A 23,618-nucleotide genomic window follows, 5' to 3' on the forward strand; every position below is an offset into this window, starting at 1 on the left:
GTCGCCACGCGCCACTAAACGGGAATGCAGGAGCTATCAGCCCCCCTGACAACGACAACCAAGTCGATTGGACTTTGCTGGAGCCATTCCCCGACCAATGGTGGGCTTCCTCCTAAAACCTCTCCAAGCGCTGACTCGACGAAGAGAGCGATCCAATGCACCACATCCAGAGTACGCATATGCCGCGATATTAAAACTGACCGCCCAGCAGCTTGAAGCACTTCGCATCCCCACAGAGATCCAAAAAGAAAATTCCGAAATCCTCGTTTTGAGAGAGAAGATAAAACTGGCGGCCGATCAGAAGAAGGCTCGCCTGCAATTCCTTGCTCGGTGCCTGCCACGCGCTTGAAGGTAAATGATCCTGAACTCCACAATCACGTGTCCCAAGTGCGGTCACGCTGCTGCCGAAATTATGCCGACCGACGCTTGCCAATTCTTCTACGACTGCAGAGGCTGCGGCGAGCGCCTGAGGCCGCTCCCCGGCGACTGCTGCGTGTTCTGTTCCTTCGGCACCGTTCCCTGTCCGCCGGTTCAAGAGAACGGCAAGGGCTGCTGTAGCTAGCTGCCATGAGGGGAGTGAACTTCACCCGTTCATTGCGCGATGAGGCTTGAGCAAGGAGCTACTCAGTGGCATTCCCGCTTGTGGTCCATCGGCGAAGTAGCAGCGCACCGGGTGAGGTCCGCTGAGTGAGGCATGGCGGACCAGATTTGCTCACGTTGAGTTCTTCGCATTTTGACCCCAAACCGACATCGAGGCGGTCTGGGGATGCCCGAGCAAAGATGAGCAAAGTTCCGGAGAGCTTTGATCCCCGTTGTGCTATCGGGGAGAATGAGCCCGACACCTGACCCAGCCGAACCCGTAGTTGAGGGAAAGCCAGGCAACGAACCTGAGGATTTGACCGGAAGTGCGCTCCGATTACGTATTCGGCAGCAGGAGCTGCTCGCCGAACTCGGGGGTCTTGGCTCTGCAACGCACGAGCTTCGCCGACCTTCTCAGTCACGCCGCGCGCATGACGGCCGAAGGCTTGAATGCCGAATTTTGCAAAATCTTGGAGTACATTGCGGCAGACAAGCGTTTGCTTGTTCGCGCAGGCGGTCGGTTGGAGCAAAGGTGTGGTTGGCAGCGCGACAGTCCCATTTTCGGGCGGATGGTGGTGAGCGGAGAGTTCGGAGGTGATTGGATACTCCGCCGCCCTGTGGGATGCGTGCTTATTACATGTGGGTCGTCTTCCACGTTGGTCCGCAGCCTGCGTGGGCAGTCGCTCTGGTTGCCGAAGCCGGACATCTTGGCAATTTCCGCAAGCGAGAGTTTCTGCCGTCAAAACGTCTCGGTAATCTTGCTCAGGCGAGGGGGGCGATCCGGGTCGAATCCGCAGGCGTGCGCCGCCTGCTCGATCATCCGATAGGCCGGAACAAGCATGGTGATCGGATCGGTGGCGGCGTCATCCTCGGTCAACCAGGGCAGCGAGCCACGCGGCCCACCGCAGAGATGCAGCGAGATCTTTTGCTCGCGCAATTCCTCTGCCAGCGCGTCCACGGTGGCCGCCGTTTCATCCATGAGGCGCATCATGAGAACCGGCGTGCGCGATGATAGCGCGGCGCGTGGCCCATGCTGCAACTCAGCGGCGCTCAGTCCAATGGAAGGCAGGCGCAGGATTTCCGAAAGCTTGAGCGCGATCTCTCGCGCCGAGCCCAGGCCCAGGCCCCGAGCTGCCACGAACACCGCTGATGCCTTGGCGAAGTCGTCGGCAATCTCGGACCAGTCGAGCGCGAGCGCGCGATGTAGGCGCTCGGGCAACCTGTCGAGCGCGGACCGCAGCGCATGATCTTCCGCCAGCTCGGCCACGAGTGCGGCACCAACGGCCATCGAGCCGATCACAGACTTGGTCGCCGCCACAGAGTGCTCTTGGCCGGCGTCGATCGGAACGACGAACTCGGCTTCGTCAGCCACCGGCGAGGACGTCACATTGACAATGGCGACGGTGCGCGCGCCCGCGGCCCGGGCGGACCTGGTCGCTGCGACAAGATCCGGGCTGCGCCCGGATTGCGAGATCACGATGAACAGCGCATGGCGCAGCATCAGGGGCGTGCGAAATGCCGTGATCACCGAGGGAGCGCTGGCTGACACGGGAAGGCGAAGCCGCGTCTCGACAAGGTACCTCAAGTAGACCCCGGCATGCCCGGAGCTTCCCCGCCCGCATATGACGCACAGGGGCGCCGAGCCGATCCCAACTCGCTGTGCGATGTCGCGTGTGGCGGGGCGGCTGCGAAGGATGTTGGCAACAACATCCGGGCTTTCCCCGACTTCGCTCGCCATAGCCGATGATGTCACGGCTCAACCGCTCCGTCTGGGTTGCGTGCAGTCACCTCCTTGGAATGGCGGTCGCGATTCGAGTCGCGATTCTCGGCGAGCTCGTCAAACACGCGCCGAAGGTTGCCGTTACAATTATTCAGAACCGTCTGTGCATCGGCCCTGTTGACACCCAACGCCAGAAGGGCTGCCGTCTTGATGTCTCCCTCGGCCTGCTCGAGCGAGCGTGCCGCCTGTGATGGATCGCAGTGCGCGATTTGCACCACCATGGCCTCCGCCCGCCGCTTCAGCTTCGCATTGCTTGGCGGCATGTTCACCATCATGCTGCGATACACCCGGCCAAGGCGCAACATGATCCCTGAGGAGATCAGGTTGAGCACGACCTTCTGCGCGGTGCCCGCCTTCATCCGCGTCGAGCCGGCGATCAGCTCGCGGCCGGTCTCGATGAGGATCGGAAATTTTGCAGATGCCAGCAGTGCGGTGCCGCGATTGTTCGCGACCCCGATCGTCACCGCACCGAAAGAGCCAGCCTGCTGCAGCGCCGCCACCGTGAAGGGGGTCGTTCCGCTGGCGGCAACCGCGATCACCACGTCGTGCGATGTGAGCCGCGCGGCGTTGATCTGCGCGACTGCATCATCGACGTCGTCCTCCGCGCCCTCGATGCTCGTGACGAATGCGCTGTCTCCGCCAGCGACGATAAAGCAGACGCGCTCATTGGGCCAGGCGAAGGTCGGCGTCAACTCGGCGCCGTCCTGCACCGCCACGCGGCCGGAGGTGCCGGCCCCGACATACACGATGCGTCCATGATCGCCGAGCGCCGCCTTGGCCGCTTCGGTCGCCGCGGTGATCGCGGGAAGGGCATGGCCAATCGCCGCAACTGCCGCAAGTTGGCCCTCCCACATGGCTTCCATCGCTGACGTCAGCGACCATGCGTCGAGATCAGCAAAGCGGGGGTCGACTTCTTCGGTTGCCATAGAGTTGATCCCTGTGTCCTTAGCCGCGGAACTTTGAGACCTGTTTGTGGTCAGTTTCTCTTTTGGGCACGTCCAGCCGCCCCCGCGCCACTAGAAGGGCGCCCGCGGCGGCGTCGGCATCAGGACGCTTCAGCCGGGCGCATAGATCGGGCGTCAGCCAAGGCGTAATGGCATCTGCGAGCCCACCCACCAGCGCGAGCCGGTCAATTCCTCTCGCCAGGAACAGATCGAGCAGATCGCCAATGGCATCGGCCGCCCGTTCGACAATGCGACGGCCGACCGGATCGCCCTGATTGGCGTGCCGCATCACTGTCGGCGCGAACGCGGCATAGTCGGTGGCCCGGGCTTCTTCAGACCAGGCGACCGCTTGATAAGGATCATGATCAAATGCGCCCAGCACCTCTGCAAGCAATGGAGTCAACTCGCCCCGGCGATCCGCGGCCCGTAGCGCCGACCGCACGACCTCTAGGCCGATGTCGGCGCCGCTGCCTTCGTCCGAGACTGGAAATCCGTAACCGGCAATGCGGATCTCGCAGCCGACGATCAGGCCGACGCCAACCGAGCCCGTGCCGGCCACGACGATCGCTCCGTCCGCGCCGCTGTGGGCACCCAGACAGGCAGTCATGCCGTCGCTGATGAAGATAACGGACGCAAAAGGATGTGCGATCTCCTTGAGCGCCGCTTCCGCGCCTCGGCGGCCAAGCCCCGCGAGCCCAATTCCGGCGCGCATCTGCGCAAAATCCTCGTGCGCGAGTCCAGCCTGTCTGGCGGCCGCTTCGGTTGCCTCCATGATGGAGCGCCAAGCCTTGTCGACGCCAATCCGCGTCGTCGCAGGTCCCGAGCTTGCTTCGCCAAGCAGCCTGCCGTTTTCATCCTCGATGCGCGCACGGCAGCGAGTTCCGCCGCCATCAATGCCGAGATACGTGGTACCTTTTGTTCCCATCCCATGTTAACGCGAGGGCTTGGGCCGGGGTCCCATGCGTAATTGGGCACGTGCGAGTTATGGCACTCGTCTCACAGGTCTGTGACTGCCACTCTCGGATGAATACCGATGGACGACTGCTCCTCTTCCACCGCTCTTACGATTGCAGCGCCGCAAATCTTTGACGGTGTCGCCATGCGCGGGCGGGGAACCATCAGAATTTGGAAAGGCCACATTAAGAGCATCGCCTTCGGCGACTCGGGACGTGGTGCTTCGGTCCAGCTTCCCCCAAATGCGATCCTTGCACCCGGATTCGTCGACGTTCAGGTGAACGGAGGCGGGGGCGTTCTTCTCAACGACCAGCCAACCGAGGCCGGCGTCTGCCGCATCGTCGCAGCGCACCGTAAGGCGGGGACCACGGGATGCTTGCCGACCCTCATCACCGATCGTAGCCAGGTCATTGAGCGATTGGCTGCAGCAGCCGAGGTGTGCCTCAAAATTCCCGGCGTGCTCGGCTTTCATCTGGAAGGACCGGCCATCAACAAGTCCCGCAAGGGCATTCATCCAGAAGCCGAGATACGCGTGCCCAACGGCCGCGACCTCACCGCCATCAAAAGCTTTGCGAACCGAGGCCGCTCCTTGGTGACGCTGGCCCCGGAATGCGTGCCCGCCTCCATGATTGATGAATTGATCGGCGCCGGATTACGGATCGCTGCCGGCCACAGCGACGCTACCGCAGCCCAGATCGGGCAGGCGGTCGATCGTGGCGTATCGGCCGTGACCCATCTGTTCAATGCCATGTCACAGCTATCGGCACGGGAGCCGGGCCTGGTCGGCGCCGCGCTTGGAGATGACAGGCTGTTTGCAGGGATCATCTGCGACGGCATCCACGTCGACCCCGCCGGTTTGCGTATTGCGTTCCGCTGCAAGGGGCGCGATCGATTGATGCTGGTCACGGACGCCATGCCGCTGGCGGGCACGAAAGATCGGCAATTCATGCTGCAAGGGAGGCAAATCACCTTGCACGACAACCGCCTGACGGGCCCCAATGGTACACTCGCGGGCGCTCACCTCACCATGATCGAGGCGGTGCGCAATGCCGTTGCGCTGCTCGGAATATCCCTTGTGGATGCCCTCATCATGGCCTCCCGTACGCCGGCGGCGTTTCTTGGCCTCGAGTCCGAGCTTGGACGGATCGCGCTCGGCTACCGCGCGGATCTAGTGGCCTTTACTCGGAACTTCGAAGTCATTGGCACATGGATCTGCGGCGTCGGTTCGATCAGCGAGGTGGGCGAGGCTTCTCAGCGAGGTTAGATGCACAACCATCCATCCTCGTGCAGAAATATGGTGGTGTATGTCTTGAAACGCCGGCGAAAATTCGTGCGGTTGCCCGCAGTCTTGCCGAGCTCGATGGCCGTGGTCATCGGGCCGTGGCGATCGTCTCTGCTATGGGCACAACCAGTTGATCCAGATGGCTCATCAGGTCAGCCCCCAATCGCCGTGAGCTAGACATGCTGCTAACGACCGGTGAGCGCATCAGCATGTCCCCGAGGAGCGCTTTCCGATCACGTGCCCGCCATCAGCTTCACCGGCAGCCAGGCCGGCGTAATGACCGACGACTCACATTGCTCGGCGCGCATTCTGATGTGCGGCCCATTGGGTTATGCGAGGAACTCGGTCGCGGACGCGTCGTGGTGCTGGCAAGATTTCAGGGCGTGAACGCGGCGACCAGGAAATCACCACGCTCGGGCGCGGCGGCAGCGACACCACGGCTGTTGCGATGGCGGCCGCGCTGAAAGCCGAGCGCCGTGAAATCATCAAGGAGGTGGACGGAATCTGTTCGGCCGATCCTCGCATCGTACCGGACGCAAAGTCCCTGCGACGAGTGGACTTCGCATTCCTGTCGGAGATGTGCTCTTGGGGTGCGAAGATCCTGCATTTTCGCAGCGTCGAGCTGGCGCAAAAGCCAGAATGTGCCGTTCCAAAAATGACGTCGGCGAAGCGTGTGCGGGGTTGATCGGATTGGATTCGAGCGGCAACAATGGGGTTGGCCCGGGGTTCGCACGATGACCGATTTCCAACTGCCCGAGACGCGCTACGCCCAAAGCGGCGATGTCAGTATCGCCTATCAGGTCATGGGCGAGGGACCAATCGACTTGATTCTGGTGCCGGGCTTTGTCTCCCATATCGAATTCGTGCATGAACTAAACGGTTTCACCTCCTTTGTCCGTCGTTTGGCGAGCTTTGCGCGCGTCGTGACGTTCGACAAAAGAGGGCAAGGGCTGTCGGATCGGATGGTGGGTGCACCGTCGCTGGAGGTGCGCATGGATGATCTCCGCGCGATCATGGACGCAATCGGCTCCAGGCGTGCTGCCCTGGTCGGGTTCTCCGAAGGCGGTTGCATGAGCATCATGTTTGCCGCAACATATCCCGAGCGAGTATCCCATCTCATTCTGATTGGCTGCTTTAGCCGCTCCGCAGATCGGTTCTCAGATGAAGCATGGGAAGTACGCATCGAGCAGATCGTGAAGCACTGGGGTGCCGGCCAATTGATCAAGACGATTGCTCCCAGCGAAGCGGGCAAACCCTCGGCCGTCGCGCAATTCGGACGGTTCGAGCGGCTGGCGAGCAGCCCTGGCGCATTGCGGACGATCCTGCAGCTTAATCGCCAGATTGATGTCACCGCAATTCTGCCGACACTGCAGGTACCCACGTTGGTGCTCCATCGCAAAGCTGATCTTCAGGTGCCGGTCGAGTTCGGACGTAAGCTCGCCCGAGCAATTCCGGGGGGCAAGTATATCGAATACGCGACGGGTGACGACCACGCGTTCTGGCTGGGCGATATCGAGACCATGCTCGGGGATATAGAGGAGTTCATCACAGGCCATCGTGATCACGGAATGGTTGAGCTGGAACGTGTGCTCGCTACCGTACTGTTCACCGATATCGTCGATTCCACCCGCAGCGCCGCAGCGATGGGCGACCAGCGTTGGCTCCGGCTGCTTGGGGACCACGATCAGCTCGTGCAACAGATGGTGGGTAAGCACCGCGGCAACCTGGTGAAAACCACTGGCGACGGTATTGTCGCGACGTTCGATGGGCCTGGCCGCGCCGTGCGTTGCGCGATCGCAATCGGTTCGGAGACGAAACAGATCGGTCTTCCCGTTCGCGCCGGACTGCATACGGGCGAGATCGAGATCAGGGGCAATGACATTGGCGGCATTGCGGTACACGCCGCTGCGCGTGTGATGTCGCATTCCGGGGCCGGCGAGGTGCTGGTGTCTCGTGTCGTCACCGATCTCGTCGCGGGTGCTGGTCTGAAGTTTGCCGAGCGTGGCTCCTTCGAACTGAAGGGTCTTCCTGGCCGCTGGGATCTTTTTGCAGCGAGCGGTTAGCATCGAAAGGCGGAAAGACCGCTTTTTGCGCTTGGAGGGCATTAGTGGTTGCGAGCTTCTGAAGGCACTCCTGCAATGCAGCAAGCTTGTAGCTGCCCCGGACTTGATCACAGACGCTTTGGCTCCTGCACGCCAAAGCACCGGATGACGAACGTTAATCCGCTCTTCGCCGGCTAGCGGCTGTCACAAGGGCAACGTTCCATCCAAGAAGGCTAAGCTCCTGGGCACAGCTTGGCGCATCGCAAAATCGATCAGCCTTGAGCTGTACTCCCTTCTCGGGCTTAATGCATCGTCTGTTAGGCCGCAGAGTTTTTCAAAGTGGGAGGATACGATGAGATTCATACTTGGAATTCTGTTGCTTCTCTCTGCTCGTTTGCAGCCCACGCCCAGGACTCGCCGTTCCGGAAGGAATTGAAGCGAGCAGATTTGACCGGCAGAAACATGGAGATCATCACCAAGGGCAGCCTGTGACCCACTGCAGACGTTAGCGCTGCGCTGCCATGGGCGGCCGCGAAGCGTTACCAAGGATTAATTTCTTCGGCAGGAGACGGAAAGAATCGATCTTCTAAGATGGAGTTGGCGAAGGAGATCGAATAATCGCCACGCGCCACAGCTCAATCCTGCATGCTATTATCGCAGCCGGTCTGTTTCTGGAGCCCGTATGTAGTGCAAGCCAACCTAAGCAAGCGCTTCCATCAAGAGCCGAACGAACGGCCCGCCGGTTCGCGCCGGCGGGGCTTCTCGCTATGAGAGGCAAGCGACGAGGGCGAGAACCACGTCGGCGCCAAAATCGCCCGAAAACAGCGAAAAGAGAATGCCGGCGCCAAGCACCACTGCAATCAACTGAGGCGCGAACATTTGAAATCCACTCGTTGCTCGGAAACGAGCAGAATTTAAACTCCGACCATTTCCGGACTGCTTCGGGAGGGCAGTAAATGACTTCGTTCACCGAACCGTGATCTGGCTGCCCCGGGGGCGTCGATCTGCCCTTCGGCTCACCTTAAAAGACCATTGACGATTTCATTGCATACCAGTGGGCATGGAGCTTCTGATCCTTGAGCTCGTGGTTGGGCTAGTCTTGTTTGCGGCCGCGTACGTCGCTGCATTGGCTATAAAGTCGCGTGCGAAACGCAAACGAGCGGAAACACCGACGCAGCCCCAGCCTACTGCCTCCGCGGGACAGCGAACGCAGTTTGGGCAGCGACCGCCGTTCAAAGAGTAGGAAGCCGCGGTGAGGCCGATCTCGCCAAGTACGAGAACGGCCCCGGCTTCAGGGGGGCTTTGGAGGTAACGGCGGGGGCCGCTCCGGCAGCTCCAGCGAGCCAGCGCAACAGTAAACCGAGGCACCATTGCTCGGTATCTAGCGGACCGCCGATGGCGACTCAAGATCCTAGCAGTCGTCGTCCAAGCATGACACAATGATGGTCCATATTTGATTGCGTCTCGGAGGGGAAAGCCCGATGCGCCTTGCATTGCCTTATCTTGGAATTTGTCTCTGCGCGTCGGTCGCGGCGTGGTTGTCCTTCACGCTGATCTACTGACCCAGCAGATCATCTTGACCGGGACACCTCACGCCCCATTCAATATGCAAATGCGGAGCCCCGGTCACGCAGCACAACCAAACAGCAGGCGAACGCTAAAAGCCGTTCGCCGCCGCGCTGTCGCGCGCAGCTTGTTTTTGCCGAACAATCGCTAGGCCCTCGTTGCACGCAACAAATTCGTTGCTCCCCACACGCATTCCAAACCTTTCGCAAAACGAACGATTCTCATCCGTTAATGCTTGCACAAGTTGCTGTTGTGCCGCCGCGTGCATGTCGGGAGTAGCGATGAAAGCGCATAGAGGCCACATGCCACCATCGCGCCAAGGAACAGCGGAAACGCAAGTGAATCTGGAGCAAGATTGATGACTGAAGGGTTTTCGGCCATTCCGTTTCTCCTCTTAAATAACTGCTGAAAATGTCTTTGGCGCACCGCAAATTCTAGGCGCTCTTGGTCAGCGCCCAACGTGAACCTGTTCACATTGCTGCACAACGAAACAACGAAGGGAAAAGAGGGGAGAGAGTGTCAACAGCGCTAACGTAGTCCGGTTGTTGATCCGACTTGGTCCACCGAAATGTTGATCGTTTCTTGATGGCGGTGATTCGAGATTACAATTAACATCCGGAAGATTTTGATTAACGAAATGTAGTAGGCGATATTGAGATTTCAAATTGCTGCAATCAGAGCGCTCATTTTCGCTACAATTGCTGCTCCTGCAATCGCACAAACGCCCCCACTTGTCACAGACGAGATGATGGTGAAAACGGGCGATCCGGCGATCGAAATCTACGTCCGCAACAAGCGACCAGCAAACATGACAATATTCCGCCCCGAGCAGACGGTGTTGTATGTTCATGGCGCGACATATCCCTCAGAAACCGCGTTCGGCCTCAAGCTCGATGGTGTCTCGTGGATGGAGTATATGGCCGCGCGCGGATACGACGTTTGGCTTTTGGACTTGCGCGGTTACGGCAAATCGAGCCGCCCACCTGAGATGGCCGACAAGCCTGAAGCTAATCCACCCATTGTGCGAGGTGACACCGCCGTAAAGGACATTGGTACGGCGGTCGATTTCATCCTACAGCGGCGCAACATATCAAGGCTGAACTTGCTAGGCTTTTCGTGGGGCACCACGCTTATGGCTACATACACGACCCAGAACGCGCGGAAAGTGGAGCGGCTGATTTTGTATGCGTCGATTTGGATCAGACAGACAGCCTCGCTGGTGCAGACCGGTCCGGGTCCCCTCGGTGCCTATCGGATGGTCAACCGCGAACAGTCCAAGCAGCGTTGGTACACCGGCGTCCCGGAGGCGAAGAAGGCAACCCTAATTCCGGCTGGATGGTTCGACGCTTGGGCTGATGCAACCTTCGCGACGGATCCCGTTGGCGCTCAAATGACGCCAGCGGTGGTCCGGGCGCCCAACGGGGTCGTACAAGACGGCATGGAATTTTCTGGGGCCGGCAAGCCTTACTACGATCCTTCAAAGATAACGGTGCCCACTTTGCTGGTTGGGGCCGAATGGGACAAGGACGCCCCGCCCTACATGGCGCAAGCCCTGTTCCCTCTGTTGGTCAACGCACCCGATAAGCGCTATGTCTTATTGGCTGAGGGTACCCACTCCGCCTGGAGCGAAATCGGCTGAAGCTTTTCGAAGCCGTCCAAGCATTTCTCGACGAAGCAAAACGTTCCTGATCTCACCTGCGGTTGGTTCGTCGTGTCTGAGCGAAACGCTACGTCAACTTGTGGCCCATCGGGGAAATGGCGGCAGCCCTCCGGGACGTCCGCTCACCGAGGCATGGCGGACCAGATTTGCTCAGGTTGAGTTCTTCGCATTTTGATCCATACCGGAAGTCGGTGTCTGGGCCGCGACGCGGCTCGCGTCGGCCTGTTTCCGAGGGACTGTCCATCGCTGCCGTCGGTCGACATCATTCGGCCGATCGTATACCTCGCGGGTTCGTAGTTCGGTTTGAGGTCACGTAATCGATCTCTGAATACGCAATGCCCATATCCATCAGCTCCCGATCACTCAGGTTGCAAAGGTCGCGCCGCAGCCGCTCCCATTTTCGCCATTCCTGAAAGGCGGTCCAACAATTGATGAACGCACCCACGTTGCGTCGCTGCTCTACGGTCGTCTGGACCAAGCCCGTTGTCTGGTAAATCGTGCTCATTTGCAGCGTCCTCGGGTGCCTTGTTTCCACCCAGATAAGCTGCCAAGATTTGGCCCAACACGCTTGACGTGCCGCTTACATTTTCCTTATGGACAGCTTATTCTTTACTTCCGAATTGTTGCCGCCTTTAACCGGCGACCGCCTAGAGGGATTTCGCATCTTGCGCTATCTCTTCGAAGATCTTGAACTAGATTCCGGCCGCCGCGAGCTATACCGCGACACAAACGTCGTTGCCCTGGCGCCACAGACCTTTGACCTGCTCGACTATCTCATTCGCAACCGCGAGCGCGTAGTTGGCAAGGACGAGCTCATCACCGCCATTTGGAAGGGACGGTTCGTGTCCGATGCCGCGCTGACGACCCGGCTAAATGCAGCTCGATCCGCGATTGGCGATTCCGGAGAGCGCCAGCGTCTGATCAAGACGTTGCCGAGGAAGGGCTATCGCTTTATTGGTACGGTGCAGGAAGCCGACAGAGCCCCCCCGGTGGCAGTAAACGAATTCCAAAGGGAGACCGCCAAACCTGCCCTCACACTTCCCGACAAGCCGTCGCTCGCCGTTCTCCCATTCACCAACCTGAGCTCGGATCCAGAGCAGGAGTATTTCGCCGATGGTATGGTCGAGGACATCATCACCGGCCTTTCACGGTCCAAATCGCTGTTCGTCATCGCGCGACAATCTACTTTTAGCTATAAGAGCAAGCCTATCGATATTAGGCAGGTCGGGCGCGAGCTAGGCGTTCGGTACGTGCTCGAAGGCAGCGTGCGCAGATCCGGCGACCGGGTTCGCATTTCCGGACAGTTGATCGAGGCCACGACGGGCGCCCACCTCTGGGCGGACCGCTTCGACAGCCAATTCAGTGATATCTTCGATCTGCAGGACCAAGTGACGGGTAGCGTGATTGGCGCACTCGTTCCTCAATTGGAGCGGGCCGAGATAGAGCGCGCAAAACGCAAGCCAACCGAAAATCTTCAGGCCTACGATTACTATCTTCGTGCACTCTCAAGCTTCTATCAATTCACTCGCGAACAAAACATTGAAGCCCTCAGACTGACCCGGCTTGCCGTCGAGATCGATCCCGGATTGGCCGCAGCATACGCGCTGGGCGCTTATTGCTGCCTGCAACGAAAGATCTTCGGCTGGACCGTCGATGCGGATCAGGAACGCGATGAGACCCGACGGCTGGCGAGGCGCGCAATTGAGCTCGATAAGGAAGATCCAACTGTCCTTGTGAGGGTCGGGCAGGCTATTGCCGGCGTACTGTATGAGCTCGACGAGGGCACGACCCTTGTTTTCCAGGCGCATGAGCTCAATTCAAATTTGGCTGTTGCACGATATAGTATCGGCTGGGAACACATACGGCGCGGCAATGTTGAGGAGGGGCTCAAACAGTTCCATGCCGGCGTGCGTTTAAGCCCTATGGATCCGTTTCTTTTTCTGATGCAGACCGGAATAGCGTTTGCTCATTTTTTGACAGATCGATACGAAGACGGTTCATCATGGGCCAAGTTGGCTGTGCTGCACCGGCCCAACTATCTCAACGCACAGTTTAGTCTAGCGGCTTGCCACGCAATGTCTGGCAGGGTCGAGGAAGCCCGAGTGATCGGTGCACGCCTGATAGAAGCGGGGCCGGCTCTGCGCCTCTCGACGCTCGTTCCCAAGCTCGCTAGATTTTACCAGCCGAAACCTCTCGAAAAAATAACGATAGCTTGCCGCATCATGGGTCTCCCCCCCTAATTGCATGCGACTGTTCTGGAAGTTCTGATCTCATTGCAATTCCTCTGAATTGCAAAGCCACGACTTCACTGGCTCAAGCACGGTCATTCAGAACGCCGCGACCCGGACTCCCTGCATGGAATTCCGACGTACGTTCTCAGATCATGCTGCCGGGCAGAAAGCAGCGAACGCGCGGATGGCCATCGATGTAGTGCTTCCATACCATAGTCGGACCGGCGCGGTTCGGTTGCTTTAGGACGGCGCCCTCAGGAACCACGACCCACTCACCTTCGATGCGGACGCGGTAATGGCCACGGTCGGATTCCCAATCGGCGTCGAAGACGATGTATCCATCGGCATTCGTACAGCACTGCCCAAACTCGCTGTGCAAGCTCTCGAACCATGGCTTCAGCGGCGAATTGGCGTAGCGTCCGTCATCGCGGGCGAGCACCGGTGTGGCGACCGCAATCAGGCCAACCATCAGCGCTGCTTGTATTCTAGCGGACATTTCTTGCTCTCTACCGTGCTGCAAGCGCGCTATGCGCCGATCTGCTGTCTCGCTCTGCGATATGCGGAGAACGGAAGCGACAAAATCGCTTTTACCTCTGGCTATGGAGCAAATGCCGCTGCCTGTGGAAGGCTGGGTGTACCAGGGCGAACGAATACAAAACGCGACCTCACCGGCAGGTCCAAACCGTCTTCGCCGTCCTGCCCGATCAGAATGAGGCCCGCTCCACCATTCGCCACTGTTAGGATGACCGGTTCACCAGCCCATGTCCTGATCGGCTCCATCGCCAGGATAAGGAATTCGCCGATCGGCTGGTCCAGATACTGAAGTCTTAGCTGCGGCGCGATTTCGGCGGGCGCAAGCAGAAGGCCCAGCAATTGCGCGCGCGCATAGACGTCCCGCAGCGCTGCCGTTTTGCCCTCAAAGCCAAGTTCGGCTGGCGACACGGCAACAAGCTCGACCTCGGCTTTCTTCCCGCTGAGGGTAAAGGCCGGTCTTCCGATAAGCTCGTCAGCCGAGCTCCCAACACTGCAGCCCAGTGCACTCATCGCGTCGCGAAGAGCGGCCAAATCCCTAAAGGTCCCGACAGTAATCCTCTTCCAGAAAGGAACCTCCGCGGCGGAGCTGAATGAAGTCCGAGTGTCGCGGGCTGGTGGAGCCCCCTTGAGCGCCAGGTGATTGCGCAGGACATCCTGCGCCGAGCATTGGGCTTCAGCAGCGTTGGCGCAGGCGACGACAAGCGCAGAGCAGACAAGTAAGCCGGCACTCCGTTGTGCAAATGCACCAGCCCGTCGCATTCTCTTGGAGTCGTAGGTCGCACTCATCGTCGCCTCCGCTACGTTTTCTCGGCTAGACTGCCGAAGCGCGGTCCGGTGCGCTTTACGAGCGGCTTACATTTTCCTTATCGGCGGCTTATTCTCTTCATTCCGACTGGCGCAGGGGCGCAGCGTCGCTCCGAGACTGGCAACGGGGATGGAAGTTGCGCTATCTGTTTGAGGAGTACGTCTTCCACACCGATCGGCGCGAGCTGCATCGCGAGGGGGAGCTCGTCCCTGTCGCACCACAGGTGTTCGATCTGCTTAATTACCTGATCCGCAACAGGGAGCGAGTTGTCAGCAAGGACGACATCATCAAAGTCATTTGGAATGGGCGCAGCATATCCGACGCGGCGCTGGCAACCCGCCTGAATGCCGCCCGGACTGCAATCGGCGATTCCGGCGAGGAACAGCGCTTCATAAAAACACTACCGCGCAAGGGCTTCCGTTTCGTCGGAGCAGTCCGGGAAGTGCAGGAACCGGCAGGCGCAGCAGTTGCCGATAATCAGTTAGAACTTCAGAAAGCCGACCTTGCGCTCCCCGACAAACCGTCTATCGCTGTGCTGCCGTTTGAGAACCTGAGCGGCGATCCCGAGCAGGAATATTTCGCCGACGGCATGGTGGAAGAGATCATCACTGCGCTTTCTCGCTTTAAGTCTCTGTTCGTTATTGCACGTCACTCAAGTTTCACCTTCAAAGGCAAAGCTGTCGATATCGAGGAAGTCCGACGCAGGCTCGGCGTGCGCTATGTGCTTGAGGGGGCTGTGCGCAAGGCATCGGGGAAGGTCCGCATCACAGGGCAATTAATTGATGCGGTGACAGGCGCGCATCTATGGGCGGACAGATTCGAGCGTGATCTGACGGACATTTTCGCTCTCCAAGACGACGTTGCGCTCGCCGTTGTCTCGGCCGTTCAGCCAAAGATGCTTCAAACAGAGATTGCAACGGCTGTGCGGCGGCGACCAGAGAACCTCACTGCCTATGATTTTTTTCTCCGAGCCATGCAACAGTATTACCTGACGACCCGTGAAAGTTTGGCCGAGGCGATTAAGCTGGCTCATCGCGCTTTGGAGCTAGACCCGAGGTTTAGCTCTGCAGCGGCTCTGGCAGGTGACTGTCACGCGAGCAACTTCGCTTTAGGCTATGCCAAGGATCCCGAGTTCGACGCCAAGGAAGCAATTCGGCTTGCACGTTTGGCATTGAGCCTCGATGATGATGACCCCGACACGTTGTCAAGGGTTGCCGTAATCTCAGCGGGCCTGGTCGGCGATAGTGAAGCCGAAATCGAAATGGCTGACCGGGCGGTCGCGCTCAACCCGAATTCCTGGCGCACTTGGAACAATAGAGGCTGGGTCTATACAATCGCGGGACTGCCCGAAGAGGCTATCCAAAGCTTTGAACGTGCGATTCGCATGAGCCCGGTAGACCCGCTGCTACACATGACGTTTCTGGGCATTGGGCATGCTCTTATAGGCCTTGGCCGGTTTGACGAGGCGATCATTGTCTTGAAGAAAGCGCTTCGTCAGAATCCTTCCTTTGTGCCGGCTTGCCGTGGACTCGCGTCTGCCTTCGCCCACCTCGGACGCGACGCTGAGGCGCACGCCGCGGCGGCGCGTGTGCTTGAGATCGATCCCGTCTTTACAATATCGGCGCATATCGCCCGGGTCCCCAAAAGCTCAAAGCTGTTGATCGAGGGCCTTCGGAAAGCGGGGCTGCCCGAATAACCTTCCTGCGCTGTGCGGACGGGGTGATCGATGACCACTTCTGGCCCGACGGCGAAGATCGCTATCGCGCCCTGTAGGTCGGCAGTTGAGGCCAGACCGGACATTGGGAAGACCCGAGCAGTCGACGCGAATGACCCACAAGCGAAGTCAGGCCATATCTGCTTCCCGGCGTTCCAGATGCTTGCGAACGCGACAGCGGCCGGTTAGTCGGCGCGAAACGAACACCCTACTTCGGCAAAAGCTGTTGACCCGCTCAATGGCTAAGGCAAGATAGCCAAACCACAGTGTGCGCACGCATACCTCTCTCATCGGATACCGCGACGCTGAGGGTTCAACGGCAAGGGTTAATCATGGGCTTTATCAACATAGGCTACAACGCCTTGCTGGCTAACCATCCAAGTATGACCGACGATTTCAAAACAATGATCAACGGGTCCATAAAGAAATTTCACGACGAACCAGGGCACAAGAATACCTGCGGTTCGAAAATCAGTTGGGCATTCAACCACGTCGATGGTCACTATATCAATTGCGATGGCGACTACGGAAAAGGTGGCGTGCTCGTCAAAAAAGTTCGGTTTCTTATGGACGACGACGGTTGGGAGTATATTTTTTCGACGCTCGATCTTCGGCAGTACCTCGATAATAGGTATGGCTCCGGACAGATGTTTCCGAACACATCTAAACTGGGGAGCCGAAACGGGGTGATCATATTTGAACCAACAGACACCAGTACCATCGGCCATACGGACATCTGGGTAAATGGGCAGATACACGATGCTGACTTGTACTTTGGCAGTTGGTATTCGGCAGTGACAAACGACAGAGTCTTTTTTTGGGACCTCAATTCGTAACGTAGTGAAAAGCACAGGGTTATATCGGCTAGTAGGCAGCCGGCTTATGCCTGCAACACCTTGGCGGTGACATGAACTTCGTGCTCCACCCGGACGGTCACCCACATTTTCGGCGTCGTTGCTTTCGGTAATTTTGCTTGGCCGTGAAGCACCAGGACGTCGACCGTCAAAGTATCCGTTGATTGCCGGAGTGATCGCAGCTGACTTGGCTCGCTCCTCAGATCTCATCTTTTAATTTCTTCTGATAGACCATCGCGGTTGCTGCGATTCCGCTTGTGGCCCGTTGCGTCAGTTGTGGAAGTGCAGCCACATGTCCGCTCCCGGCGGTAGCTCGGAAATCACGAACTCAGGGTCGATCGATGCGATTGACGGGGACGCAAGATGGACAGCCTGAGAACTTCAGCGCAAATTCACCTTTGAAGCGAGTCCTGACAATTGTGCATCGCTGTTCCTATCGCAGCGTATTTTTGGAGCGACAAATGCGGCGGCGAGATTTCATTAGAGGAATTACGGCTGTTTCGGCAACGTTGCCGGTTGCTGCGAGCGCCCAGCGACTACCTGCGCAGCCGCTGATCGGCTTTCTTAGTACGCGCTCGCCCGAAGAAGCTACGATTCACATGGATGCCTTCCGCCGCGGGCTCGAAGAAATGGCCTATGTCGAAGGCCGTAACGTCGCCATCGAGTATCGCTGGGCGAAGGGCGATTACAGTCAATTGGGACCCCTTGTCGCCGATCTGCGGAGCCGACCGCTTTCGGTCATTGTTGCTACCGGCGATCCGGCCGCACTCGCAGCCAAGGCGGAGGCCGTCGCTGTGCCGCTTGTCTTCGTCGTCGGCCAGGATCCAGTGCGCGCCGGTCTGGTCGCAAGTATGAATCGGCCAGGCACGGCCACTGGTGTAAACTTCTTCACGGGCGATCTGGGCGCCAAACGGCTGGGGCTTCTCTGCACATTGGTCCCCTCGGCTCGCGTTGTGGGGCTTTTGCTCAACCCGGCCTTCGGAATGGAAGCGTTCGACGAGTTCCGGCGGTCGGTAGTCAGCGCAGCTCAGTCGCTCGACCGCGAGGTAATCGTGCAGAGCGCAACAACCGATATTGAGATCGAGGCCGATTTCGTCGCGTTGACTAAAGCTGGCGTTTCGGCGCTGATGGTGCAGAACGATCCATTCTTCGACTCTCGGCGGAGCAAGATCATTGCTCTGTCGTCTACTCGCAAATTGCCCGGCATCTTCCACATTCGAGAGTTTCCAGCGGATGGCGGGCTAATGAGTTATGGTGCCAGCCTCGCCGACGCTTACCGCCAGGTCGGAGTGTATGCGGGCAAGATCCTCCGCGGAGCGAAACCGGTCGATCTTCCAGTCCTGCGGCCGACGAAGTTCGAGCTGGTCATCAACATGCGAACTGCGAAAGCACTCACCCTCACGGTACCACCATCCATTCTCATAGAGGCCGACGAACTGATTGAGTGAAATCGGGAGGTGCCCGGAACTGGCCCATCAGCGAAGAGGCAGCGGCGCCCCACGAGGTCCGCTCACTGAGGCATGGCGGACCCGATTTGCTCAGGTTGAGTTCTTCGCATGTTGACTCAAAGCGGACTCCAACGCATCGCGCTCCCCCTGAGGGAGTGAACGGATGCGCGTTTGTAGCGAACGGCTCATTTTGAGAAAGTACAATCGCCTGGGACGGCGCTTGGTCAGATAGGAACGCCCGGACCCAGGACAGTGTTGGCCCACATGCGCTTCTACTTCGACTGTCAGGACTCGGCCGGCCATCCTCGACGAGCAGGGCGAAGACCTTTCGGACTTCGCGGCTGCGCGTGACGCTGCGATGAGAGATATCTGGCCGAGGGGATGTGAGACCACAGCCGTTCGGAGCTAACTGAGAAGCTGTCTATCTCGTAAGAACTAAAGGGGCCCGATCATGACCGTGTCAGCTACAATTGAAGTGGCCGCGGCAAAAACAATTGGGACGCGCAGAAACCTATCCTAAGGAAGTGAACTTCACCCGTCCTTGGCGGTGATGCCTTGAGCAAGGGGCTGCTCAATGGCCGCCCTTGATGCCGCGCTGCTAAATGATGTCGCGTACTTGTTCCCAGGTAGAGGCAGGTACTGATCTGTTGCCGACCTTAGTGCCCATAGATTTTGGGCGTGCCTTGTCTAACGACAATGAACCGCAGGAGCCGAAGCCATCACCCAAGCCCCCCGCGGGACGAAGCCGGCAGGTCAAAAGAGTTCGCATCTTCAAATGCGCGGAATGCCTTAAGCTGAGCCGCTTCTACCACCTTCGTCGATGACGCGGCGATCATCATCGCGCATAACACCGAACACGAGACTTCCCGCCAAATGGCGAGACGGTTCAGAGGACCGTCTTTGCTCTTGAATGGCCGCGAAGTTGTTTCTAGGAGATCAAGTCCTGTGTCCCCTGGAAGCAACGGGCGGATAGGCAGCATGTGTGTCGGCGTCCAGTTGCTCGATAGCCCGATGCCAGTATTCTTCCGCTCGCCCCTCTTGGCGGCCCTCGAGTGCCCAAAGCTGGTAGGCCCGCTCTTGGATGCGCCGTTCTTGATCGTCGTGAGCGTCGGAATCGGACATGTCTTCAACCTTTGATGTTGCGGCGGCGGCTGCTCATTGGAACTTGCCCTTGGGCCGTTCGGCGAACCGTCACGGGAGACGGTAGGGGATCGCATATCGGAAGCACACCTAAAAGAACGTACCATGGTGCTCAGTTGTCCCAGTGACTGCGTTAATCTCTGTCCGCGGGACTCTCCTCAAGAGTCAGTCCGTGTTGGCTCTCCATTACTCCTCAATCACCATCTCCACCAGCTTGGCGATCTTAGCTCGCGTCAGATCACCGGAGTTGGAAATGTAGGGCTCGACATCAGGGGCAAAAACAAAAGGAATACCCTTTTTGGTTCCGCTGTCGCCGATGCGAGTCACAACGATATTGCCGAATGCGGTTGAGATGCTGGTCGGAGCACCATTACCCACGGTGAAAGAAACCCCGACCGGACGGTGATCGTTGCGTTCAATCTGCGGAGCAAAGGAGAATTGCTCTTCCCCCAAATGATGCTTCAGCTCCTCCAGAAAAGGTATGACTTCCCGCTCCATCGCCTGCTTGCAGTGCTCGATGTCAGCGGTTCTCTTGTCCTTGTTTTCTGCGGCGATAATCGCCTGCCTCTCTTTTTCGGCGACCGCTGCGGATATTTTCTGTCGAAATTTTTCAGCCAGCTGCTCGGCGTTCATTCTTGTTCCAATCGAGCTCGGCCCCACCTCGTTATGTATTCATAGCACTACGGCTTATCGGCGGCGCCAACCGATCCGAACGCAAGCCATCGTAGGCATGTAGCGGAGCCGCGCCGGACAGGCCGCTGCTCGGATAAGCAAGCCGCACGAACGAAGCGCCGTTCCTGTTTGTTGTCGCCGCAAATGAAACTGAGGAGAAGGCAGACGTTGCATAGGAACCATGAGCTGCCGACAGCGTTGTCGATGTCCTCCTCCGGCCGTTGGAACGGTGCTTCTCTAAGCACCATGTATGGCCATCGCCTTGACGAAGACGCTACCCAGAATTGGCAACTAAATGACTTCCGAACCGGGGCTGGTTTCGTCTACGGCCGTCGATGCTTTCAAGGATCGACAGGATGAGCTTCCATACCGTCGCCGCCAACAGGCTCTCCTCAGGGATTTCGGTACGGCTACACTTCAAACCCGAGACTTCCGGCAGATTCTTCAGCACGCGGTCGAACTCAGTGCTCGCGGTCTGGGATGCTCTTACGCCAAGGTTCTCGAATATCTTCCCGATGAACAGCGTTTGATAGTACGTGCCGGCATCGGTTGGCCGGCGGGCACGGTCGATCATGTAACGCCCGGCGCCGATATCGAATCGCCCGCCGGCTTTGCCTATCAGACGGGGCAATCGGTGATTTCCAACCACTTGAAGGATGAGACTCGCTTCCGAACCCCGAATCTTCTCGCCGAACATGGCATCAAGGGCGCGATCAACGTGCTTATCAGGCGCGGCGGCGAGGGCGACGCGCCGTTCGGTGTCCTCGAAGCTGAGTCACTATCCCGGACAATTCGACGACGCAGATGCAGATTTTCTCGCAGGCTTTGCAGGTCTGCTCGGAATCGCCATCGAACGCCAACACGCCGATGCCAAGCTTCAGGAAGCCCTCGATCACGAGGCCTTGCTGACGCGAGAGATGAGCCATCGGGTCAAAAACAGCCTCACATCAGTCGTGGGCCTGCCGCGTCGCGTCCAATCGCGGAAGTTCATGATCATCTCTGGCGAGGCAGCAAGATTGGATTTGTCGATCTCCCGGACTTTGTCAGTCATCTTTGCCAAAACCTTCAGAGTTCGACGCCGGAACACAGGCTTCAGTCGCGATCGGATCCCATAATTATATCCGCCGACAAGGCCATTCCTTTGGGCTTGCTGGTCAACGAGCTCGTCACAAAAGCGGTTAAATACGCCTACGTCGATGGGCCGGGTGTCATCATGGTAGACGCCCGCGAAATCGACAGCCATCTGCGCGTCGAAATCTCCGATGAGGGCGCAGGGCTACCCGAGCGATTTGACATCAATCAGCCTCGGAAGAGCCTCGGATTCCGAGTTATCAGCGGTCTCGTCAAACAGTTATGGGCGAGTTCACGATCTCAAAAAACATACCAAGGGGAGCGCTGTTCACGATCAGATTTGCTCTCGACCATCCTGCACGTCCGCGTGATGCGAGCTGAAACCTCGCTCCCGGGTGTCGGCGTCGATTCTTGAGAGTTCCCCTCGTATGCCCATGGTCCGTGCAACCATCCAAGTCCTTTGTCGAAGACGAAGCATTCATTCGCATGGATGCGGTCGACATGCTCCAAGCCGCCGGCTTCGATATTCTGGAGGCAGCCAACGCGGACGAGGCTATTCTGCTGCTCGAAAACCACTCCAATGTCCGCCTTATATTCACCGACATCGATATGCCCCGCAACTTCAGGGTATTTCAAAATATGAGCCGGTGATCTTCCTGCGGAAGCAAGATTTATCCCCAAGCCTTACATGCCCATCCAAATTATCGACGCTATCCATGAGCTAACAAGCACGGTGTGATGAACAATTCGAACGGCCGAAAGGTAGGTTGCAATGAAGACCCTAGGAACACTTTTCATGGCTGCGCTAATGGTTGCCGCCGGTGTCAACCAGGCGCTGGCTGATTGCCAGATTGCGGACGCAGGGCTTGAGGAGGCGATTCAGCAAAATCCCCGGCTTCGAGGCCCGGCCAACAGTCAGTCCGTGCGCGACCTCCGAAGTTTGAGAGATGCCGCTTTCACGCTTCGGTCCTATGGACGTCACGAAGACTGTGAGCGTCTCCTCGCCAACATTCGTGAACTTATCGCCGGACCGCCTATGGGATCCCTTGGGGACAATGATGAAGAGGCGGCCGACAAGCAAATGGCTGATAGCGAACCCAAAGCCAGGCGCGGGGCATCGTCAGGGAGCAGGGACAAGAAAGGCGCCAAGCCGTTGATGAAAATCGATCAACTTACGCCCGGCTTGAGGACCGACGAGATGATTGGGGCCGAAGTTCGTAGCTCCGACGACAAGATCGTTGGCGAGGTGCGAAACATCGTGTTCGGCACCAAAGATGGAACGGACTACGCGATTGTCGCGTCCGGAGGGTTTTTCACCACCGGCAAGGACAGTATTGTTGTCCCGATCCGATCTCTCAAGGTGACGCAGGATCGATCGAGCTTCTTTCTTCCTATTGCAAAAGAAGTCATGAAAACTGTCCCTGTGATGCCTGATCAAGACTACAAGTGGCTCTCTGACCAGACCTGGCGCGTCCACAACGATGCATTTTTTGTAAAGCCATAGGTGCTGATCACTTAGTAGATGTGCCTCCCACAGCTCGATCTCAATCATCGCGTCTCTCAGCGCTCAAGCCGCTCTGGCTATTTCTGCAGGAGGACTCGATGGATTCGCTCGGAGCTCGTACGCGAAAGTCGATAATCGCCCACCTTATCGTCTGCCCAAACTGCAAACGCGCTCAGCGGAGTGATACGAAGTTCACTCCGATGCGCGGGTCGCCTGACAAACTGGCATCCCCCAGGTTTCCGGCTTAAGCGGTGGAAGTTAAGGCGCCACCCGGCGGCTGCAATGAAGCGCACCGGCACAGAGCGGCCGGCCATTGCTCGAATTGCCCTCCGTAGAGAGACTGGACGGACGGCGCACTCCGGAGCCAACCACAGCAGCGTCACAGACAGCGGCTTGCCTTAACCAGCTGATGCGCTGATGTTGTAGGCGGAGTAATTCAGAAAAGTCGCCGCGGGCCTCGCGACGCCTTCCTTCCGAGTTCACAAGCACATTACAGCGACTTGGCCCTTTCACGGGCTGCTTCGGCTGTCAATCGGCGTTCAAAGTTGACCCCGTATCGGCGTCCAATTTTGGGTCTGACTCATTTCCGATGAAGTTTGCCGGGCGACTGTGGTTCTCAAACGGAGAATCAGCGCCATGCGTACGGGCTTTCAAATCTCATCGCTAGTACCGAGTGGTTTGGTGTTTGATGGTGTAAGTCACTCAATGGAGTCGGTTATTCTGGCTGTTCGGTCAGAGGCTGCGGAGGCCCAATGCCCTTTGTGCGCGACAGCGTCGCGCCGAATCCATAGCCGATACATCCGGCACGTGGCTGATTTGCCGTCAGCGGGCAGAAGGG

Annotated in this window: 20 protein-coding genes and 2 pseudogenes; 14 read left to right on the top strand and 8 right to left on the bottom strand. The window is 58.3% G+C overall.

Annotated features, from left to right (window positions below; genetic code table 11):
- The first annotated feature begins 97 nt into the window (after positions 1-97).
- Positions 98-349, top strand: coding sequence for a hypothetical protein (locus ACIPUD_RS33460; protein WP_446482344.1), 252 nt, complete (start codon positions 98-100; stop codon positions 347-349).
- Between the two features lie 6 nt (positions 350-355).
- Positions 356-562 (top strand): GDCCVxC domain-containing (seleno)protein, encoded by a 207-nt coding sequence (locus tag ACIPUD_RS33465; RefSeq protein ID WP_317245992.1) that lies wholly within the window; start codon positions 356-358, stop codon positions 560-562.
- Positions 563-1,318: 756 nt separating this feature from the next.
- Here ACIPUD_RS33465 and ACIPUD_RS33470 read toward each other — a convergent pair.
- Genes ACIPUD_RS33470 through ACIPUD_RS33480 form a run of 3 tightly spaced genes read right to left on the bottom strand, consistent with a single transcriptional unit; the run spans position 1,319 to position 4,228 of the window.
- Positions 1,319-2,317 (bottom strand): SIS domain-containing protein, encoded by a 999-nt coding sequence (locus tag ACIPUD_RS33470; RefSeq protein ID WP_317245993.1) that lies wholly within the window; start codon positions 2,315-2,317, stop codon positions 1,319-1,321.
- A gap of 11 nt (positions 2,318-2,328) precedes the next feature.
- Entirely contained in the window at positions 2,329-3,285 is a 957-nt protein-coding gene (locus ACIPUD_RS33475) for an N-acetylmuramic acid 6-phosphate etherase (RefSeq protein WP_317245994.1), read from the bottom strand.
- A 19-nt stretch (positions 3,286-3,304) separates the two neighbouring features.
- Complete coding sequence (locus tag ACIPUD_RS33480; protein WP_446482345.1) at positions 3,305-4,228, bottom strand: BadF/BadG/BcrA/BcrD ATPase family protein; 924 nt, start codon at positions 4,226-4,228, stop codon at positions 3,305-3,307.
- Between the two features lie 108 nt (positions 4,229-4,336).
- On the opposite strand from ACIPUD_RS33480, the gene nagA reads away from it, so the two are divergent.
- From nagA to ACIPUD_RS33500, 4 genes are all read left to right on the top strand, one after another.
- Positions 4,337-5,521: an N-acetylglucosamine-6-phosphate deacetylase gene (gene nagA / locus ACIPUD_RS33485; RefSeq protein ID WP_085394009.1), complete on the top strand. Its 1,185-nt coding sequence runs from the start codon at positions 4,337-4,339 to the stop codon at positions 5,519-5,521.
- A gap of 349 nt (positions 5,522-5,870) precedes the next feature.
- The gene (locus tag ACIPUD_RS33490; protein ID WP_446482346.1) at positions 5,871-6,224 is read left to right on the top strand and encodes an amino acid kinase family protein; all 354 of its coding nucleotides are present in this window, start codon (positions 5,871-5,873) and stop codon (positions 6,222-6,224) included.
- Positions 6,225-6,273: 49 nt separating this feature from the next.
- Positions 6,274-7,602: an adenylate/guanylate cyclase domain-containing protein gene (locus ACIPUD_RS33495; RefSeq protein ID WP_446482347.1), complete on the top strand. Its 1,329-nt coding sequence runs from the start codon at positions 6,274-6,276 to the stop codon at positions 7,600-7,602.
- Positions 7,603-9,898: 2,296 nt separating this feature from the next.
- Complete coding sequence (locus ACIPUD_RS33500; protein ID WP_446482348.1) at positions 9,899-10,786, top strand: alpha/beta hydrolase; 888 nt, start codon at positions 9,899-9,901, stop codon at positions 10,784-10,786.
- Positions 10,787-11,069: 283 nt separating this feature from the next.
- Here the strand turns inward: ACIPUD_RS33500 and ACIPUD_RS33505 are convergent, their stop codons facing one another.
- Positions 11,070-11,312: a DUF1127 domain-containing protein gene (locus ACIPUD_RS33505; protein WP_446482349.1), complete on the bottom strand. Its 243-nt coding sequence runs from the start codon at positions 11,310-11,312 to the stop codon at positions 11,070-11,072.
- A 160-nt stretch (positions 11,313-11,472) separates the two neighbouring features.
- Here ACIPUD_RS33505 and ACIPUD_RS33510 point away from each other — a divergent pair, with 160 nt between their 5' ends.
- A complete protein-coding gene (locus ACIPUD_RS33510) occupies positions 11,473-13,047 on the top strand; it encodes a winged helix-turn-helix domain-containing tetratricopeptide repeat protein (protein ID WP_446482350.1) in 1,575 nt (524 codons plus the stop codon).
- A gap of 136 nt (positions 13,048-13,183) precedes the next feature.
- Here ACIPUD_RS33510 and ACIPUD_RS33515 read toward each other — a convergent pair whose 3' ends face one another.
- Positions 13,184-13,534 (bottom strand): hypothetical protein, encoded by a 351-nt coding sequence (locus ACIPUD_RS33515; protein ID WP_377791804.1) that lies wholly within the window; start codon positions 13,532-13,534, stop codon positions 13,184-13,186.
- A gap of 101 nt (positions 13,535-13,635) precedes the next feature.
- Positions 13,636-14,358: a hypothetical protein gene (locus ACIPUD_RS33520; RefSeq protein ID WP_377791805.1), complete on the bottom strand. Its 723-nt coding sequence runs from the start codon at positions 14,356-14,358 to the stop codon at positions 13,636-13,638.
- A 155-nt stretch (positions 14,359-14,513) separates the two neighbouring features.
- Here ACIPUD_RS33520 and ACIPUD_RS33525 point away from each other — a divergent pair, with 155 nt between their 5' ends.
- The 3 genes from ACIPUD_RS33525 (at position 14,514) to ACIPUD_RS33535 (ending at position 18,393) form a co-directional block, all read left to right on the top strand.
- Complete coding sequence (locus ACIPUD_RS33525) at positions 14,514-16,073, top strand: winged helix-turn-helix domain-containing tetratricopeptide repeat protein (RefSeq protein WP_446482351.1); 1,560 nt, start codon at positions 14,514-14,516, stop codon at positions 16,071-16,073.
- Between the two features lie 350 nt (positions 16,074-16,423).
- Positions 16,424-16,927: a T6SS effector amidase Tae4 family protein gene (locus tag ACIPUD_RS33530; RefSeq protein WP_446482352.1), complete on the top strand. Its 504-nt coding sequence runs from the start codon at positions 16,424-16,426 to the stop codon at positions 16,925-16,927.
- 479 nt (positions 16,928-17,406) lie between these two features.
- A complete protein-coding gene (locus tag ACIPUD_RS33535) occupies positions 17,407-18,393 on the top strand; it encodes an ABC transporter substrate-binding protein (RefSeq protein WP_377791808.1) in 987 nt (328 codons plus the stop codon).
- A gap of 936 nt (positions 18,394-19,329) precedes the next feature.
- Here the strand turns inward: ACIPUD_RS33535 and ACIPUD_RS33540 are convergent.
- Both ACIPUD_RS33540 and ACIPUD_RS33545 read right to left on the bottom strand, forming a co-directional pair.
- A complete protein-coding gene (locus ACIPUD_RS33540) occupies positions 19,330-19,515 on the bottom strand; it encodes a DUF2934 domain-containing protein (protein WP_377791809.1) in 186 nt (61 codons plus the stop codon).
- Positions 19,516-19,719: 204 nt separating this feature from the next.
- Positions 19,720-20,166 carry a hypothetical protein gene (locus ACIPUD_RS33545; protein WP_377791810.1) on the bottom strand — a complete coding sequence of 149 codons (447 nt, stop codon included), beginning with the start codon at positions 20,164-20,166 and terminating at the stop codon, positions 19,720-19,722.
- A 334-nt stretch (positions 20,167-20,500) separates the two neighbouring features.
- Here ACIPUD_RS33545 and ACIPUD_RS33550 point away from each other — a divergent pair.
- The 4 genes and pseudogenes from ACIPUD_RS33550 to ACIPUD_RS33565 all read left to right on the top strand — a co-directional run.
- Positions 20,501-21,657: pseudogene (locus ACIPUD_RS33550) on the top strand (sensor histidine kinase).
- Positions 21,658-21,762: 105 nt separating this feature from the next.
- Complete coding sequence (locus ACIPUD_RS33555) at positions 21,763-21,927, top strand: hypothetical protein (protein WP_446482353.1); 165 nt, start codon at positions 21,763-21,765, stop codon at positions 21,925-21,927.
- A gap of 145 nt (positions 21,928-22,072) precedes the next feature.
- Positions 22,073-22,780 carry a PRC-barrel domain-containing protein gene (locus ACIPUD_RS33560; RefSeq protein ID WP_377791812.1) on the top strand — a complete coding sequence of 236 codons (708 nt, stop codon included), beginning with the start codon at positions 22,073-22,075 and terminating at the stop codon, positions 22,778-22,780.
- A gap of 636 nt (positions 22,781-23,416) precedes the next feature.
- Positions 23,417-23,618, top strand: a pseudogene (locus ACIPUD_RS33565) (ISL3 family transposase); the annotation flags it as partial.

The sequence above is a fragment of the Bradyrhizobium sp. CAR08 genome (assembly GCF_052871955.1).

What these genes read in the sequence shown, in the direction of transcription:
- ACIPUD_RS33460 (WP_446482344.1), top strand. Translation starts at nt 98, where the DNA reads ATGGTGGGCTTCCTCCTAAAACCTCTCCAAGCGCTGACTCGACGAAGA.
- ACIPUD_RS33465 (WP_317245992.1), top strand. Translation starts at nt 356, where the DNA reads ATGATCCTGAACTCCACAATCACGTGTCCCAAGTGCGGTCACGCTGCT.
- ACIPUD_RS33480 (WP_446482345.1), bottom strand. Translation starts at nt 4,228, where the DNA reads ATGGGAACAAAAGGTACCACGTATCTCGGCATTGATGGCGGCGGAACT.
- ACIPUD_RS33520 (WP_377791805.1), bottom strand. Translation starts at nt 14,358, where the DNA reads ATGAGTGCGACCTACGACTCCAAGAGAATGCGACGGGCTGGTGCATTT.
- ACIPUD_RS33535 (WP_377791808.1), top strand. Translation starts at nt 17,407, where the DNA reads ATGCGGCGGCGAGATTTCATTAGAGGAATTACGGCTGTTTCGGCAACG.
- ACIPUD_RS33495 (WP_446482347.1), top strand. Translation starts at nt 6,274, where the DNA reads ATGACCGATTTCCAACTGCCCGAGACGCGCTACGCCCAAAGCGGCGAT.
- nagA (WP_085394009.1), top strand. Translation starts at nt 4,337, where the DNA reads ATGGACGACTGCTCCTCTTCCACCGCTCTTACGATTGCAGCGCCGCAA.
- ACIPUD_RS33530 (WP_446482352.1), top strand. Translation starts at nt 16,424, where the DNA reads ATGGGCTTTATCAACATAGGCTACAACGCCTTGCTGGCTAACCATCCA.
- ACIPUD_RS33540 (WP_377791809.1), bottom strand. Translation starts at nt 19,515, where the DNA reads ATGTCCGATTCCGACGCTCACGACGATCAAGAACGGCGCATCCAAGAG.
- ACIPUD_RS33515 (WP_377791804.1), bottom strand. Translation starts at nt 13,534, where the DNA reads ATGTCCGCTAGAATACAAGCAGCGCTGATGGTTGGCCTGATTGCGGTC.
- ACIPUD_RS33470 (WP_317245993.1), bottom strand. Translation starts at nt 2,317, where the DNA reads ATGGCGAGCGAAGTCGGGGAAAGCCCGGATGTTGTTGCCAACATCCTT.
- ACIPUD_RS33555 (WP_446482353.1), top strand. Translation starts at nt 21,763, where the DNA reads ATGGATGCGGTCGACATGCTCCAAGCCGCCGGCTTCGATATTCTGGAG.
- ACIPUD_RS33545 (WP_377791810.1), bottom strand. Translation starts at nt 20,166, where the DNA reads ATGAACGCCGAGCAGCTGGCTGAAAAATTTCGACAGAAAATATCCGCA.
- ACIPUD_RS33475 (WP_317245994.1), bottom strand. Translation starts at nt 3,285, where the DNA reads ATGGCAACCGAAGAAGTCGACCCCCGCTTTGCTGATCTCGACGCATGG.
- ACIPUD_RS33490 (WP_446482346.1), top strand. Translation starts at nt 5,871, where the DNA reads ATGCGAGGAACTCGGTCGCGGACGCGTCGTGGTGCTGGCAAGATTTCA.
- ACIPUD_RS33505 (WP_446482349.1), bottom strand. Translation starts at nt 11,312, where the DNA reads ATGAGCACGATTTACCAGACAACGGGCTTGGTCCAGACGACCGTAGAG.
- ACIPUD_RS33560 (WP_377791812.1), top strand. Translation starts at nt 22,073, where the DNA reads ATGGCTGCGCTAATGGTTGCCGCCGGTGTCAACCAGGCGCTGGCTGAT.